This is a genomic window from Bacillus sp. B19-2 (assembly GCF_022832475.1).
Taxonomy (GTDB): Bacteria; Bacillota; Bacilli; order Bacillales; family Bacillaceae; genus Bacillus; species Bacillus paralicheniformis.
Genome location: NZ_JALHKQ010000005.1, coordinates 39103 through 54089, shown reverse-complemented (window position 1 = coordinate 54089; position 14987 = coordinate 39103). Strand labels below are relative to the sequence as shown.

The 14987-nt window shown below is 50.1% G+C and carries 12 protein-coding genes; 7 read left to right on the top strand and 5 right to left on the bottom strand.

The features are described from left to right. Nucleotides 1–5 precede the first annotated feature (5 nt). The 4 genes from MST20_RS18055 to MST20_RS18040 form a co-directional block, all read right to left on the bottom strand. The gene (locus tag MST20_RS18055) at nucleotides 6–2627 is read right to left on the bottom strand and encodes a DUF2309 domain-containing protein (RefSeq protein WP_243943959.1); all 2622 of its coding nucleotides are present in this window, start codon (nucleotides 2625–2627) and stop codon (nucleotides 6–8) included. Next, complete coding sequence (locus MST20_RS18050) at nucleotides 2624–4156, bottom strand: NADH dehydrogenase subunit 5 (RefSeq protein ID WP_243943957.1); 1533 nt, start codon at nucleotides 4154–4156, stop codon at nucleotides 2624–2626. The genes MST20_RS18055 and MST20_RS18050 overlap by 4 nt, the downstream gene beginning before the upstream one ends. Before the next feature lie 173 nt (nucleotides 4157–4329). Then, the gene (locus MST20_RS18045) at nucleotides 4330–4704 is read right to left on the bottom strand and encodes a Na-translocating system protein MpsC family protein (protein WP_016886253.1); all 375 of its coding nucleotides are present in this window, start codon (nucleotides 4702–4704) and stop codon (nucleotides 4330–4332) included. Nucleotides 4705–4974: 270 nt separating this feature from the next. Continuing rightward, nucleotides 4975–5526 carry a DJ-1 family glyoxalase III gene (locus tag MST20_RS18040; protein ID WP_243943955.1) on the bottom strand — a complete coding sequence of 184 codons (552 nt, stop codon included), beginning with the start codon at nucleotides 5524–5526 and terminating at the stop codon, nucleotides 4975–4977. A 211-nt stretch (nucleotides 5527–5737) separates the two neighbouring features. Here MST20_RS18040 and MST20_RS18035 point away from each other — a divergent pair, with 211 nt between their 5' ends. The 5 genes from MST20_RS18035 to MST20_RS18015 all read left to right on the top strand — a co-directional run bounded on the left by MST20_RS18035 (nucleotide 5738) and on the right by MST20_RS18015 (nucleotide 12250). Next, nucleotides 5738–6712: a thiamine pyrophosphate-dependent dehydrogenase E1 component subunit alpha gene (locus MST20_RS18035; RefSeq protein WP_025810207.1), complete on the top strand. Its 975-nt coding sequence runs from the start codon at nucleotides 5738–5740 to the stop codon at nucleotides 6710–6712. A 21-nt stretch (nucleotides 6713–6733) separates the two neighbouring features. Further along, complete coding sequence (locus MST20_RS18030) at nucleotides 6734–7768, top strand: alpha-ketoacid dehydrogenase subunit beta (RefSeq protein ID WP_243943953.1); 1035 nt, start codon at nucleotides 6734–6736, stop codon at nucleotides 7766–7768. A gap of 22 nt (nucleotides 7769–7790) precedes the next feature. Continuing rightward, nucleotides 7791–8918, top strand: a complete 1128-nt coding sequence (locus MST20_RS18025) for a dihydrolipoamide acetyltransferase family protein (RefSeq protein WP_243943952.1) — start codon at nucleotides 7791–7793, stop codon at nucleotides 8916–8918. A gap of 18 nt (nucleotides 8919–8936) precedes the next feature. Beyond that, nucleotides 8937–10313 carry a dihydrolipoyl dehydrogenase gene (gene lpdA, locus MST20_RS18020; RefSeq protein ID WP_243943950.1) on the top strand — a complete coding sequence of 459 codons (1377 nt, stop codon included), beginning with the start codon at nucleotides 8937–8939 and terminating at the stop codon, nucleotides 10311–10313. A gap of 101 nt (nucleotides 10314–10414) precedes the next feature. Next, nucleotides 10415–12250: a sigma-54-dependent Fis family transcriptional regulator gene (locus MST20_RS18015; RefSeq protein ID WP_243943948.1), complete on the top strand. Its 1836-nt coding sequence runs from the start codon at nucleotides 10415–10417 to the stop codon at nucleotides 12248–12250. On the opposite strand, the gene MST20_RS18010 is transcribed toward MST20_RS18015, so the two are convergent. Next, nucleotides 12247–12576, bottom strand: a complete 330-nt coding sequence (locus MST20_RS18010; protein WP_243943946.1) for a YnfA family protein — start codon at nucleotides 12574–12576, stop codon at nucleotides 12247–12249. The genes MST20_RS18015 and MST20_RS18010 overlap by 4 nt on opposite strands. Nucleotides 12577–12758: 182 nt before the next feature. Here MST20_RS18010 and glvA point away from each other — a divergent pair, with 182 nt between their 5' ends. Further along, nucleotides 12759–14108 carry a maltose-6'-phosphate glucosidase gene (gene glvA / locus MST20_RS18005; protein WP_020450600.1) on the top strand — a complete coding sequence of 450 codons (1350 nt, stop codon included), beginning with the start codon at nucleotides 12759–12761 and terminating at the stop codon, nucleotides 14106–14108. Nucleotides 14109–14215: 107 nt separating this feature from the next. Then, nucleotides 14216–14986 carry a MurR/RpiR family transcriptional regulator gene (locus MST20_RS18000; RefSeq protein ID WP_065644606.1) on the top strand — a complete coding sequence of 257 codons (771 nt, stop codon included), beginning with the start codon at nucleotides 14216–14218 and terminating at the stop codon, nucleotides 14984–14986. Nucleotide 14987 lies beyond the last annotated feature (1 nt).

The window sequence follows — 14987 nt, the reverse complement described above, 5'->3', positions numbered from 1 at the left end:
TCACCTCATTTATTTATCGTATTTGTCCAGTTCTTCCATTTTCCCTCCGGGTTAATAGATGCCAGGTGGATCCATCCGTTCTCGGCTTTTTGCCGGAAGCTGTGATCGCGGTCAAGAAGACGTTCGATAGCATCATCCGGCGCTTCGATCACGATCAGAAGCCTGAGAGGCGCATGATATATTTCGTCATCCGACCGCATGACGGACTGCCACGGGAGGCCGGCCAAAAGATCGCTTGCATTTCCTTGCATGACGCCGAGGCCTGAAGTGACGGTTTGAGTTGCTTTATTTCCGCTTCCATAATAATGCGGTGCAACGGTAGACGCGTAATATTGCAGATTGATCCATTGGGCTACTGTTCCAGGCCCTGAAATGATGCCGCTGAGGATGGAGCCGTCTTCATCATTCCGCCAGTCATAGCTGTGCAGAAAAGCCCTTCCTTCAAGATCGGCTCCGCGTGTAAGCCGGCGTGTGCCGATGATGAAGGAAGCATTTCGGGCCAGCCCCCATTCGGGGCGGACTTCGCTCCAATCTTCGGCGAAGCGCTCAACTTCATTCCGCGGATTTTGGTAGCCGAGCTGCGGCAGCTCTTCTAAGCGTTCGGCTCCGACGGTACGGCTCACATCGGGAAGTACCGAGTTGATGCGGTCGAACGCTTGTTGAGCTTTAGACGGAAGCTCAGGTACATAGAGCCATTGCAGTTCATCCAATGTTGTAATATGCTCTGCGGCGGCGAATACCGTATCATCCGGAATAAAAATGCCGTCGGAGCGGAGTCTCTGTCTGACGCTCGGAAGGTTGCATAAAGCGGCTAGGACGCGTGCGTTGAAAGCGCCTGATGCGCCTCCGCAGGCGCCGCAGTCCAGTGCCGATGCATAAGGGTTATTCGTGCTTCTGCTGCCGTGCCCGCAAATGACAACCAGCGGAGCGAACCGGTCAGTGATCCCCATCATCTTTAATGCCTGTCTGGCATAGGCGGCTTTTTCTTCTTCTGTAAATCCGACCGGAATGCCGGTTTCAGATGTTTCCATGCGATCAAGCGAGAGCTTTGCCTGAGGCTTCTTCAGCCATGTTTTCCGCGCATTCCGGAAAGCTTGCCCGGCTGCGCGGGGGACCAGGCTGCGCGCGGCCATTTGCACGCTCAGCCACGGCCCGCTCACTTCGGGAAGCAGCATACCCGCCAATAGATTCTGTTTCATCGTTTTAAAGGCGGAGCTCAGCGAGGATGCTGCTTTTTTATGTTCTTGATACGATTTGAAACTTGATTCATCTGCCGTTTCATTTACTCGATGCTGAGGTTTAAGGATGACAGGCAGAGAGCTGTGAGTGTGCTTAGTGCCAAGCTCGCACGTTTCGATTGCCAGATTGAAAAAGCCCGCTGTTCCATACGTTTCAAAAGGGCCTGACTTTTCCAATGCCCGTCGGAACGGCTCTGAACGGACATCAATACAAAATGCAAGCTGGGCCAGCGCCGCTTCACTTTTGGCGGCAGCGGCAGGTTTGTTTGCCGTGATGAGATTCCTTACCTCAGCGGCGTATGAGTGTTCCCACGCTTCCAGCCAGATGCGCCTGCGCATTAGATCATCAAAGCGGCGGGCGAGTGTTAATCTCGCTTTTTGCTCTGCTGCTGAAAGTTTGAGCCATTCGTCAGGCGTCAGGCCGCCCCAATGCAGCCAGGCCGCAATCAAAGGAACGACCAGCATCTCTTTTTCAGGTTTTGGCTTAGACAGCGGCAAATAAGGTTCAATAAGCATCCATTCCATTGAAAGCCGGATGGCCAAATACTCGAGCAACAGCCCTTGTTCGTCCTGCGATTGCTGGGAACGCCAAAGCATCATCCCGGCCCATCCCGGAAGAGAGAGCAAATGAGCTTCAAGATATGCCTGAACGTCTCCATCAGAAATATCAAGCGCTCGGAGTGCTCTTTCCATCGCGTCCCGCGGCTCTTCCGGCCACCCTTTCAGTCGTTGGCGTTCCGCTCGCGCCAGGGCGGGATCATGTTCAATCAGCTGCCGCCAAGCGCTGTAAAACCCTTTCTCGCGATGCGGAAGCCGCCATGCCGATTGTGATTCATCGAGAAACAGCTTGCACCATTTAATCACATGATGATCAAGAAGGTGAGCGGTTTTCTGTCCGGCAAAAACGCTGAGCGGTTTGATCAAGCGTGTTTTTTGATCATCGATTGCCCCGCGCGCCACTTGTTTGGCAAGCTTTTCGACTTGCCGGGATCTCAAGAGCTGTTCAGGGATTTCGTCCAGCTTGAGCGCGGCTTTGCAAAACGCTTCCGCTGTTTCCCTCTGCATGCCGGGCTGATGTGAATCGAGCCAATGCGTCAGTTTTTTTTCAAGAATGGCCTCATCGATTTCTCCCCGTTGTTTTGCGGAGCGGAAAATGGAGGACTTTGGGTATATATCAACATGAAGCTGCTGTTTAAGCTGCCGGGCCGTCTGTTCAAATGTCTGTTCTTCAAGACCCATCCACGGATGGCGCGCGGCAAAAGTTTCAATCGGCCAAAGCGGCGCAATGACCCGTGCTGCTGATTGAACCGATTCATCAATATTAAAGTCCGCTGTCTGATGTTCATATTTGAAGATCAATTGTTTAGACAATGTCGGTGCTGCTTTCATGATTGACGACCTCCTTGAGTAAGATATTGGTCAAGATAATTCGGCCGTTCTTCGACCGATTCAAAATGAGGCTCACCCGTTTTTACAAGACGCAGATAGAGTGCGCCGGACCATGCAAAGCGCTGCCGAACGATCAAGGCGCCGGCCGCACTGCCGGCTAACAAAACGACTGCCGTTAAAACGGCCGCCATTGCAGGCGGCTGCGCCCCTTGTACAACAGCTTCCTTCAGGAGCCCGTGTAAACCGGAATGAATGATGGCAAACGCGAGTGAAGCCCCCGTTAAAATGAAAAGCCCGGCTATTCGTGTGACGCGTCCGTAATTGGCTGTGACAAGCTGTCTCCAAGCAATGAACAGTGCCCAGCCTAAAACAAGGGCGCTGATCAATTGATAGCCATCGTCTGGAGCTGAAACCCAGATTCCGATGACGACAGTAAGAGCAAAGACGCCGCCTATCATGTTCCAGAAAAGAGCCGGTCTGCCCCGTTTAGATGTGAACGATTCATAACGGCGCACTGCTGATCCGGCTTGCAGGAAAAGGGCGGCTTTGAACAGGCCGTGTAACATGAGGTGAATAACAGCCGCAATATAGGCCCCTAATGCGCATTGGACGAGCATAAAACCCATCTGCGCGACCGTTGAAGCTGCGAGCTGCCGCTTGTAGTCCGTCTGGACGATCATCATGCCCGTTCCGAGCAAGACGGAAAAAACGGCGGGAACAAGCAGAATAAGCTGCAGCCCATCACCATTGAACATCGGTGCGAAACGGGTCAGCATGACGCCGCCTACATTTACGAGTCCGGCGTGCATGACCGCGGAAACGGGAGTCGGGGCGATTGCAGAATCGAGCAGCCAGCGATGAAACGGCCACTGTGCCGCAGGAATCATCACCGTTAAAATGATAAGGAGGCCGATCCCGGTTTTCTCCCATGAGCTGAGCTGTGCTAGGCTTTCCTCCGCTATGGCGGAGGAAAGCTGCCAGTGACCTGTCGCGAGAGACAGCCAAAGAGCGGCGGCTGCTATCGCCAGCCAGCTGAGCGCAAAGATCCGGCCCGCATATAAAGCGGCATTTTTGGCCGCTTGCCACGCGCTGTTTAAGCCGATTAGCGCGGTCAAGCCGAAAAGCGTGATGCCCCAGCATAAGAGGAGCCAGCGAAGATCATCGTTCAGCCAGGCGCATGAAGCGCCTCCTGTCGTAAGCGTCAGCAACACAAAAAATTTACGGTAGGAGCGGTCACCGAACAAATACCGGACAGAGTAGCGCTGGACGATGAAGCCGATGGTCAAGACAAAAAAGGCGATTAACCAAGCAAGCGAATCCAAGCGCCACGGAGCTCCAGCTTGCCCGGGATTCACCGTTATCAATGCTGCCAGCGCGGCAAACGGCGGCAGGGCGATGATCTTGGCGTGAATCCGTACATATGCCAATGGAACCTTTCGATTCAGGACGAGCAGTGCGCTGAACAAACAAAGCGCAAGCGACGCGAAAAATATTTTCAGCCAAAATAAAGAATCTAGCAGATCAAACATCCGGCATCCCTCCGTCGGGATGATGGAAAAGAACATACTGTTTCATGTCTTGCCTTCCTTTCTGAAAACGTAAAAAAGCCGGTATATTCAGGATCGGCCCATTTAGCCAATCTTTCTGAATAATACCGGCTTATCTTTAACTCATGTTCATGCTTTAAAGATCTTCCGTTTTGCTATGCCAATTTTTTTTGCAGGTCGTTTGCCAATTTAAATACCATGATCCGTTCGCCAGTGCGGGTGCTGATATCCGTGTGAAAGCTGATCGTCTCTTCACCGGTCAGCTCCTTCATTATGCGGCTCAGTTGTTCTATACCCGATTCCACCAAACCGGAGCGGGTTCTTTTAATTGACAGCAGGCCTTCTTTTGTACTGCAAAGTTCGTATTCGGCGGGTGTCAAAATACCGTTCAGGGAAATGATGACCATGTTTCTGAGAATATCTGTTTTAACAGACACGGACCCGCGGCCCAAATAGTCTTTTTCCCATTGGGTTAAGGTTTTGCTGATCTCCGCCTCCAAAGACCCCTTCGTCACTTTCTGTTTTTTCAATGTTATATCCTCCTGAAAAACGGTATATTTCTTTTCCTTATACACGGCAGGTAGGGAAAATGAAATATACCGTCCTATCAAAATGTTAATGTCATGCATGGTAAGGTTGCTTTTTCACGCGACCATAATGGGATTATAGCCGAATGCTAAAGCTCTTTTGCATGAGATTACAATTATTGATTTTACGGAATTACTTTTTAAATATCATATCTTTTAAGATTTATGATGTCAATACCGTTCTTTTATTGGATAAAAAAGAGGAATGCCGTCTTAGCAGACTAGCATTCCCTTGGCAACTGCATCGGCTTTTTCTTTGCCGTTCAGCAATTCGGCAAGCTTGAGGGCAAATGGAATCGTGGTCGCCGGGCCTCTGGACGTAATGATGTTTCCATCCACGACAACATTTTCATTTGCAGTGACCTCCGCTCCTGTCAAATGTTCTTCAACTCCGGGATAGCAGGTCGCTTTTTTTCCGCTGACAAGCCCCGTTTTTCCGAGCGTCATCGTTGCGGCGCAGATGGCGGCGACATATTTTCCTGCATCCGCCGCTTCTGTCAGCGTCTTGTGCAAAGCTTGGTGTTCCAGCATTTTTTTGCTGCCTACATTTCCGCCCGGAAGAATCAGCATATCCGCTTTTTGAAAATCAGCATCCTCAAACATGACGTCTGCCTCGACGACAATGTCATGCCCGCCTTTCACGCTGCGGGATGGATCAAGCGAGACGGTGACGGTCTCGACTTCAGCCCTCCGTAAAATATCAATCGTTGCTATCGCTTCGATTTCTTCAAATCCGCCGATTAAAAAAACATACGCTTTCTTCATGAGAATAACCTCCTTCGTCTCTACCGTTCATTCTAACTGCGGCAAAGACATTTCCGCAACTGATGAAGTAGACAAATTGAGACACCTGTCTCGTTTTGTCTCTTATTTTGGAAGGATGTCCGCTTGAAAAGAGCTTCATGTTTGCGTCGGAGAGTTGGCACGATTTTTGCATCATAACGTGTGAGTAAAAAAAGACAGGAGGTTTTTTCATATGGAAGAGGCACTGACAAAGGAAAAGGCGGTGTGGATGTATCAAAAAATGCTGGAAATCCGCCATTTCGAAGATCGGGTTCATCAGCTGTTTGCTAAAGGAATACTGCCGGGTTTTGTCCATCTTTACGCCGGAGAAGAAGCGGTTGCTGCGGGCGTCTGCGCTCATCTGAATGATGAAGACACCATCACGAGCACACACCGCGGCCATGGGCACTGCATTGCAAAAGGGTGCGACTTGAAAGGGATGATGGCCGAGATATACGGAAAATCTGCAGGACTTTGCAAAGGAAAAGGCGGATCAATGCATATCGCAGACTTTGACAAAGGGATGCTAGGCGCAAATGGAATCGTCGGCGGGGGATTTCCCTTGGCCTGCGGAGCTGCCCTCACTGCAAAGTATAAAAAGACTAAAAATGTAAGCGTTTGCTTTTTTGGTGACGGCGCCAACAACCAAGGGACGTTTCACGAAGGGATCAATCTTGCCGCCATTTGGAAGCTGCCTGTCATATTTGTCGCCGAAAACAACGGGTATGGCGAAGCGACGCCGTTTTCCTATGCGTCAAGCTGCGAATCGATCGCAGATCGTGCGGCCGCCTATGGGATTCCGGGCATTCGCGTGGATGGAAAAGATGCGGCCGCGGTTTTCCAGGCTGCGGGCCGGGCGATAGAGCGTGCCAAAAACGGAGAAGGACCGACGCTCATTGAGTGTATGACATACCGGAACTACGGTCATTTTGAAGGAGATGCCCAGCGCTACAAAACAAATGAAGAAAAGGCGGTACATCAGGAAGAAAAAGATGCCATTGCCGCGTTCAAAAGCGAATTGCTGGCAAAAGGGCTGATGAGTGAAGAAGAGCAGTCGCGGATTGAAAAAGAAGTTGAAGAAGCGGTCGAGGAAGCGGTCGCATTCAGCGAAAAAAGCGCTTATCCGGAAGAAACCGAACTGCTGACAGATGTATATGTATCCTATTAATTCATGAAGGGGGAAGGAAACATGACGAGGGAAATCAGCATGTCAGCCGCATTGAATGAAGCGATCAAACTTGCGATGAGAAAGGACGATCACGTCATTTTAATGGGAGAAGATGTCGCAGGAGGAGCGAATGTCGATCATCTGCAGGATGATGAAGCATGGGGCGGTGTGCTCGGCGTCACAAAAGGGATTGTTCAGGAATTTGGACGGGAGCGCGTCCTTGATACGCCGATCAGTGAAGCGGGGTACATCGGCGCAGCCATGGCGGCGGCTTCAACAGGTTTAAGGCCGATCGCGGAATTGATGTTTAACGATTTTATCGGAACATGTTTGGACCAGGTGCTGAACCAGGGAGCGAAGTTCCGCTACATGTTTGGCGGCAAAGCGGAAGTTCCGATTACGATCCGGACGACCCACGGCGCCGGCTTTAGGGCAGCCGCCCAGCATTCGCAAAGCTTGTATGCCCTATTTACAAGCATTCCCGGCCTGAAAGTGATTGTGCCGTCGACCCCGTACGATGCGAAAGGCTTATTGCTTGCTGCGATTGAGGATCAGGACCCGGTTATCTTTTTTGAAGACAAAACGCTGTACAACATGACAGGCGATGTGCCGGAAGAATATTACACGCTGCCGATCGGAAAAGCCGATATCAAGCGGAAAGGCGCTGATGTAACGATTATCGCAGTCGGCAAACAGGTTCATACGGCGCTTCAAGCGGCGGAACAGCTCTCAGCGCGGGGAATTGAAGCCGAAGTCCTTGATCCGAGGAGTCTTTCGCCGCTTGATGAAGAGGCTGTCCTTTCATCTGTAGAAAAAACAAACAGGCTTGTGATCGTTGATGAAGCCAATCCGAGATGCAGTATCGCCGCGGATATCGCATCATTGGCGGCAGATAAAGGATTTGATTCGCTTGACGCACCGGTTAAAAAGGTGACGGCTCCACATACGCCGGTGCCATTTTCACCGCCTCTTGAAGACCTGTATTTGCCGACACCGGAAAAAGTGGTGAACACCGTGCTTGAGATGCTAGGAGAAACCTCAGCACATACGGTGTAAAGATTGGAAAGGAGAGGAGAACATGGCTGTCGAGGTTGTCATGCCGAAATTGGGAATGTCGATGAAAGAAGGTACGGTTTCCGTCTGGAATAAAAAAGTCGGTGAAGCCGTTGAAAAAGGAGAAAGCATTGCCAGCATCAATTCCGAAAAAATCGAAATGGAAATCGAATCTCCGGCAAACGGAACCGTGTTGGACATCAAAGTGTCCGAAGGAGAGGGAGTGCCGCCGGGAACGGTCATCTGCCAGATCGGGAATGAAAACGAACAAACGCCGGAAAGTCAAACAAAACAGCCGGATCCCCCGAAAGAACGGATTAAAATTTCTCCGGCTGCACGCAAAATCGCGGAAAGCGCAAATATAGACGTCAAAACGCTGAAAGGCACAGGGCCCGGGGGGAGAATTACGAAAGCGGATGTGCTGCAGGCGCTTCCCGACAGGCCGAACAAGCAGGCGGATCAGGCGGAAGATCGTCCCCCGGCAAGCCCGATGAGGAAAACGATTGCCGCAAGAATGACGGAAAGCCTGCAAAACAGCGCCCAGCTGACGATTACGATGAAGGCGGACATCACGAAATTAACAGCCCTGCAAAAACAGCTTAATGAAACAGCCCAATCCAGGTATGATACAAAGCTGACGATCACTGATTTTGCCGCAAGGGCAGCTGTTTTTTCGCTTTTGGATCATCCGGCCATGAACAGCGTTTATCAAGACGGAAGGCTTACGATCTTTGAGCATGTTCATTTAGGAATGGCGGCCGCTTTGGACGAAGGCCTGGCTGTTCCCGTCATCCGCCATGCCGAGCGGCTCCCGCTGATCGATCTGGCCAAAAAAATCAAATGGTATGCCAAAAAAGCGCGGGAAGGCCGGCTTCTGCACGACGAAATAGAAGGATCGACATTTACGATTACAAATCTCGGCGCATATGGTGTCGAGCACTTTACGCCGATCTTAAATCCGCCGGAAACCGGGATACTCGGAATCGGCCAAATGTATTCGGCCCCCGTCTATCAAGACGGAGAACTGACAAAGGGCGCCATTCTGCCGCTCAGTCTGACTTTTGATCACCGCGCGCTTGATGGTGCGCCTGCTGCAGCATTCCTTTCAGATGTAAAAAAATATTTGGAAGATCCTGCATCGATTCTTTTATAGAGAGAAGGTGGATAGACTGTGACACTCGCGATTATAGGAGGGGGACCTGCGGGTTACGTGGCGGCGATAACAGCCGCCAAGAATAGCAGAGAAGTCATCCTGATTGAAGATGGCCCCCTCGGAGGGACATGTTTAAATGAAGGGTGCATACCGACAAAAGCGCTTCTTGAGAGCGCCGATATGTTCGAGAAAGTAAAGTCCGCAGGCGCATTCGGCATCGGGCTGTCAGGCGAAAGCCCGACGGTTCAGTGGGAGGCCGTCCAAAGCCGTAAAAGAGAGATCATTCAGCGGCTCGCCGGGGGTATTAAATATTTGATGAATAAAAATAAAATCAAGGTGCTGCAAGGAAAAGCATCGTTCTTGTCGGAACACGACATACTTGTTGAAAAGGACGGAAAACAGGAGGTCATCAATGCCAGGCATGTGATTATAGCGGCAGGAGCGGAACCTGCCGCACTGCCTTTTGCGTCTTTTGACGGGAACTGGATCATCCACAGCGGAGATGCCATGTCATTGCCGTCCATCCCTGAAACGATTTTTATTATCGGCGGAGGAATCATCGGTTGTGAATTTGCAAGTATATACAGCAGGCTGGGGGCGAACGTAATTATAGCCGAGCAAGCGGAACAGATTTTGCCTGAAGAAGATCCGGATATTGCCGCTTTTCTCCATACAAGACTCGAAGAGTCCGGCGTCCGTGTTTTCACATCTGTACAAGTGGAGCGTCTTGATCCTGCCCGGCAGCGCGTCTTTCTGAAAAATGGCGATGACAGCTTTAATATCCAAGCGGATCGATGTCTGGTCGCCGTCGGCCGAAAACCGAGAACGGCTGATCTGAAGCTTGAGCATATCGGAGTCCAATATGACAGGAAAGGGATTCAAGTCAACCAACATATGCAGACAAACATTCCGCATATTTATGCGTGCGGGGATATCACAGGCGGGATTCAGCTGGCGCATGCCGCTTTTCACGAAGGAATCGTCGCCGCATCCCATGCTTCAGGCCGAGACATGAAGGTCAACAGTGAAATCATTCCGCGCTGCATCTATACCTCGCCTGAGATCGCAAGCGTCGGCTTAAATGAAAAAAAGGCGAGGGAGCGCTACGGGGATGTTCGTATCGGTGAATTTCCGTTTTCTTCAAACGGAAAAGCGCTTATTTTAAATGAGGCTGCCGGTAAGGTCAAGATCATCATAGAGCCGGAGTATCAGGAAATTGTCGGGGTTTCGATCGTAGGTCCGGGAGCAACCGAACTGATCGGCCAGGCAGCCGTGATGATGCACGCTGAGCTGACGGCAGACACAATGGAGCACTTCATCGCGGCTCATCCGACTCTTTCGGAAACGATTCACGAAGCTTTGCTGCAAGCCACAGGTCAGGCGGTTCACTGCTGAATAATGGAAAACTTCGCACAGCAGGTAAGTGCGGAGTTTTTTTATCGATATTGAAAGCGCTTTTATAATATAATGAGGAAAAAGCATTAGGAGAGGATGGAATGAATCCGACGCCCTGCTATTTAAATACGTGGAAACGCTTTGTTCAGGAGGGGCTCCTTGACCAGGCCCGCTTGAACAAAAGAGTCATGGAATCATGGTACCGCTGCAAAAGCCGAAATGTAAATCCGTATTTAGATAAAGGACAGTCAATTTTAAAAAAGGATTTATTCAACGCTCAAAAAAAGAAACACTCGTTATTCCTCGATATCGCCCTGCCTTATTTACACAATATCAGCCGTGAATTAAAAGAGTCGGAAATGATGGCGCTCCTGATCGATGCCGACGGGTACGTATTGAGCTTGGCCGGATGCCTGAGGACGCTTGAAGAGGCGAAAAAAATCAATTTTGTTGAGGGGGTGCGCTGGACGGAAACAGAAGTCGGCACGAACGCCATCGGAACCGCACTTGAAATCGGCGAAGCTGTCACCATTCACGGGACCGAGCATTTTTCGGTGGCATCCCATCATTGGAGTTGTTCTGCTGCACCGATTCGCGATGAAGACGGCACTGTTATGGGTTTGATCGATATTTCCTGTCTCACGGATAGAAGGCATCCCTTTATGCTTGGGATGGCTGCTACTGCCGCACACGCCATCGAGCGCGAGGTCAGCGTACACACGAAAAAAAACGAAGCCGAGCTCATCAGCCATTGCCTTGAAAAAATCGATTCGGATCAGCCGTTTATCGTCTGCAATGAAAAAGACAAAATCGTAGCTGCGAGCAGACCGGTGCGGGAACGTTTTTCCGACTGGAGGAGAATGGATGTCAATGATCTGTATGAGCGCGGGTTTACGGGCGTGCACAAGCAGCCGATTTTCTCCGCCAAAGACGGGAGGCCCCTCGGAAAGTCGATGGCACTGGCTGAAGTGTCCCGCAAAAAAACAGCTCCATCACTCGTATCCCGTTTCATCTATCCGGGAGAAACAGGAACAAGCCGGGCGTTTCAGCAGGCGCTTAACGACATGAGGCTTGCGGCTCAGACGGATGCGAATGTATACATATGGGGGGAGACGGGCTCCGGAAAGGAACTTGCCGCACGGGCGATTCATCAGGCAAGCGCCCGGAGAAACGGGCCTTTTATCGCCGTCAACTGCGGCGCCATTCCTGAAAGCTTGATGGAGAGCGAATTGTTCGGATATGCCGAAGGCGCATTTACAGGAGCAAAGCGCCGCGGTTCAAAAGGGAAGTTTGAACAGGCTCACCGCGGTACGATTTTTCTCGATGAAATCGGTGAAATCCCTTATCAGATGCAAGTGGCGCTTTTAAGGATCATCGAAGAGCGGAAGGTCACTCCGATCGGCGGAACCCGTGAAGTTAACCTCGACATCAGAATCATCACAGCAACACACCGTGATCTGAAAGATCTTCTCCAAAAAGGAATGATACGTGAAGATCTGTATTACCGCCTTCATGTTTATCCGGTAAAAATACCGCCGCTCAGAGAGCGCAAAGAGGACATACCTGATTTGTTCCGCCACTATCAACAGCAACACGGGTGGAAGGCCGAGTTTCCGCCGGTTTTTTTCAAGCGGCTTCAAGAATATCACTGGCCGGGAAACGTCCGTGAGCTCTTTAATACGTTTGAAAGGCTCAGGGTTTTATTTCCGGACGGCGGGCTGATCGATCCGTCCCAATACAGCGCGGTGCTGGACGGACTCCATTGGAAATGCGGCGCACCTTCTGAAGAAGACCGGCTCACATTCAGAGAACGTGTTCAAAAACAAACGATGATGGAAGCTTTGCAAAAAACGAAAGGAAATGTGTCCGAAGCGGCCAAGCTGGCCGGAATTCCAAGAAGTACATTTTACAAGCGGCTTCGAAAGTATAACCTTTAACCTCTCGGCGCCCAAAGCATGACGCTGACACCGGCTAAACAGATCACAGCCCCGGCCCAATCATAGAGGTCCGGGGTTTTTTTGTCCACCAGCCAACCCCAAAGCACAGCCAGAATAATAAATACGCCCCCGTATGCGGCATAGACGCGCCCGAACGATGGAAACGCCTGAAAAGCCGGGATTATGCCGTAAATGATTAAAGTCAGCCCTCCGGCTATCCCGTACCACAGCGGTTTGGCTTCCCTCAGCCACAGCCATACGAGATAGCCCCCGCCGATTTCAGCCAAGCCCGCCAGCAAAAATAAACCGATTGCGATCAGCATCAACAACACACTCCAATTCAGTTAATTGCCTTTATTCTACACGACATGAAACGGCCGGGAAAGTTCCCGTTTTTCGGGAAAATAAACAGAACGCGAGTATAGGAACTGTCTTTGCCGAACCAGTTGGAACCGCTCCTTCAGCATGATATAAGTAAATTGTAAACGCTTATAAGGGGGCTTTAAAAATGGATAAAACGTATTCGATTGTCATTGCAGGCGGAGGAAGCACATTTACCCCGGGGATTGTATTGATGCTCTTGGACAATTTGGATGATTTCCCGATCCGACAGCTGAAATTGTATGACAATGATGGGGAGCGGCAAGACAAGATAGCCGGCGCCTGTGAAGTGTTGGTTCGAGAAAGGGCTCCGCACATTCAATTTTTAGCGACAACCGATCCGGAAGAGGCGTTTTCCGATGTTGATTTTGTCATGGCTCATATCAGAGTCGGCAAATATGCAATGCGCGAGCTCGATGAAAAGATCCCTCTGAAATACGGAGTCGTCGGCCAGGAGACGTGCGGACCCGGAGGGATTGCGTACGGAATGAGGTCGATTGGCGGCGTCCTTGAGCTCATTGATTATATGGAAACTTATTCACCTGATGCGTGGATGCTGAACTATTCAAACCCGGCTGCAATCGTTGCCGAAGCGACGAGAAGGCTGCGGCCGACATCAAAAGTGCTGAACATTTGCGATATGCCGATCGGTATCGAAGACAGGATGGCTCAAATTCTCGGGCTGTCATCACGGAAAGAGATGGTCGTCCGTTATTACGGTCTTAATCATTTTGGCTGGTGGACGTCAATTTGTGATAAAAACGGCAATGATCTGATGCCGGCGATCAAGGAGCACGTCGGGAAGTTCGGCTATATTCCTGAACATGAACATGAAAAGGCTGAGGCCAGCTGGAACGACACGTTCAAAAAAGCGCGGGAAGTATATGAACTCGATCCTGAGACGCTTCCAAATACGTATTTGCAATATTATTTTTATCCCGATGACATGGTGAAAAAATCAAACCCTGAATTCACGCGGGCGAATGAAGTAATGGAAGGGCGGGAAAAATTCATTTTCGGCGAGTGTGAAAAAATCGCAAAAGCCCAATCCAGCGCCGGCAGCAAAATCAAAATTGATGATCATGCTTCATATATTGTCGACCTTGCGCGCGCCCTTGCTTTTAATACCGGTGAACGGATGCTTTTAATCGTTGAAAATAACGGAGCGATCCAAAACTTCGATTCATCGGCGATGGTTGAGGTGCCTTGCATTGTCGGCAAAAATGGTCCGGAGCCGATCACAATCGGCAAGATACCGCAGTTCCAAAAAGGGCTGATGGAACAGCAGGTGTCTGTTGAAAAGCTTGTCGTTGAAGCCTGGATTGAAAAATCGTATCAAAAGCTTTGGCAGGCACTGATTTTGTCGCGAACCGTGCCGAATGCAAGAACAGCCAAACTGATTCTCGATGATCTGATTGAAGCGAACAAAGCATATTGGCCGGAGCTCTCCGCGGAACATCTTCAGCCGTCGCTTTAAGGATGAAAGCGCCTGGGCTCCTGAGCCATACCGTCAGCCCAGGCATATCCCCCCATTTATTCTCGTATTTTATATAATAGAGACAGAGAATAAATGGGGTGAAAATGATGCAGTTGGAAGAATTAATGAACAAGCATTATAAAAAATTGAACGAAAACGACTTTCATGTTTTGAAATATATTTTGAACCATCAAGATACTTGCTACAAGCTGGGCATCAACGAATTAGCAAAGAAATGCAACGTGTCCCGCACATCGATTTTAAGACTTTCTCAAAAATTGGATTTCAGCGGGTACAGCGAGTTCAGGGTGTTTCTGAAATGGGAGGCTGAGAAACGGGAAGAAGAGCGGGAAGATTGCCGTTCCTTTGAAAGCCTCATGAGGGATATGGAAGCGAGCATGAAGTATTTGAAAAATACGGATTTGCGCAAGATGTGTCAGCTCATTGACGAAGCAGACCGCATTTTTGTCTATGGTTCAGGTACGGCTCAGACGACGTGCGCTTATGAGCTGCAGCGAATGTTTGTTTCTCAGCACCGTTATTTGACGGTGATCAAAGATCAAATCGATTTCGACCTCATGTTTCCTGATTTTAGCCCGGCCGATCTGATCATCATCATTTCGCTGTCAGGAGAAACCCCGTCGCTGATTCCGCAGGCACAGTCTCTGTCGGCAAAAGGCATTCCTTTTATCTCTTTGACGAATTTGAAAAATAATCTGCTCGCCCAGCTCACTCCTTACAATCTCTATGCGCCGAGCCAGACGGTGACGGTTTATCCAAAAACAGAGCTGACTGCTTTTGCGCCCTTTTTTCTCGTTGGGGAAGCGCTGTTTCGCAGCTATGTCGACTATGCTGAAGAAAAGAAAAATCAGGAATAAC

Coding starts and splice junctions, on each gene's coding strand:
- MST20_RS18055 (WP_243943959.1), bottom strand. CDS start 2,627: ATGAAAGCAGCACCGACATTGTCTAAACAATTGATCTTCAAATATGAA.
- MST20_RS18050 (WP_243943957.1), bottom strand. CDS start 4,156: ATGTTTGATCTGCTAGATTCTTTATTTTGGCTGAAAATATTTTTCGCG.
- MST20_RS18040 (WP_243943955.1), bottom strand. CDS start 5,526: ATGAAGAAAGCGTATGTTTTTTTAATCGGCGGATTTGAAGAAATCGAA.
- MST20_RS18035 (WP_025810207.1), top strand. CDS start 5,738: ATGGAAGAGGCACTGACAAAGGAAAAGGCGGTGTGGATGTATCAAAAA.
- MST20_RS18030 (WP_243943953.1), top strand. CDS start 6,734: ATGACGAGGGAAATCAGCATGTCAGCCGCATTGAATGAAGCGATCAAA.
- MST20_RS18025 (WP_243943952.1), top strand. CDS start 7,791: ATGGCTGTCGAGGTTGTCATGCCGAAATTGGGAATGTCGATGAAAGAA.
- MST20_RS18015 (WP_243943948.1), top strand. CDS start 10,415: ATGAATCCGACGCCCTGCTATTTAAATACGTGGAAACGCTTTGTTCAG.
- glvA (WP_020450600.1), top strand. CDS start 12,759: ATGGATAAAACGTATTCGATTGTCATTGCAGGCGGAGGAAGCACATTT.
- MST20_RS18000 (WP_065644606.1), top strand. CDS start 14,216: ATGCAGTTGGAAGAATTAATGAACAAGCATTATAAAAAATTGAACGAA.